At 37.3% G+C, this 440-nt stretch carries 1 protein-coding gene; it reads right to left on the bottom strand.

What is annotated here, in order from left to right; genetic code table 11:
- The coding region (locus HV824_RS36360; RefSeq protein WP_176425332.1) for a family 20 glycosylhydrolase at window positions 1-440 on the bottom strand (440 nt) is incomplete at both ends.

Genomic DNA, 440 nt, shown 5'->3' with positions numbered 1-440 from the left:
ATATTCATCTAGTCCAATATTGAAAATTTCAGATTTGTTAGAGAAGTAGTTAGCGTATTTGTCAATCAGAGTTTTAGTAAAATCGACTGCTTGTTTATTATTTAAGTCAACAGTTCGTTCAGATTTTTTACCAAAATAATCAAAGTTAGGATTCTCAATGCCAAGTTCTTTCATAGCATGGAGCATAGCATCCATATGTCCAGGACTATTGATAGCGGGGATTAGACCAATACCTTTTTCCTTAGCATATTGAACAAGCTCTGTCACTTCTGCCTGTGTCAACGCAGTACCGTTTGGATCGTCGTAGTAAGCTTTAGTTCCTTCGATAATAGCTTTTTTAACGTCATCACTAGCATAGGTTTTTCCGTTGGCAGTAATGGTCATATCATCGAGTAGGAAACGAAGACCATCATTTCCTAGAAGGAGATGGGCATCAGAGT

This window comes from Myxococcus sp. AM009 (genome assembly GCF_013372605.1).
Classification (GTDB): domain Bacteria; phylum Myxococcota; class Myxococcia; order Myxococcales; family Myxococcaceae; genus Myxococcus; species Myxococcus vastator.
This window is presented reverse-complemented; position numbering and strand designations above follow the sequence as displayed.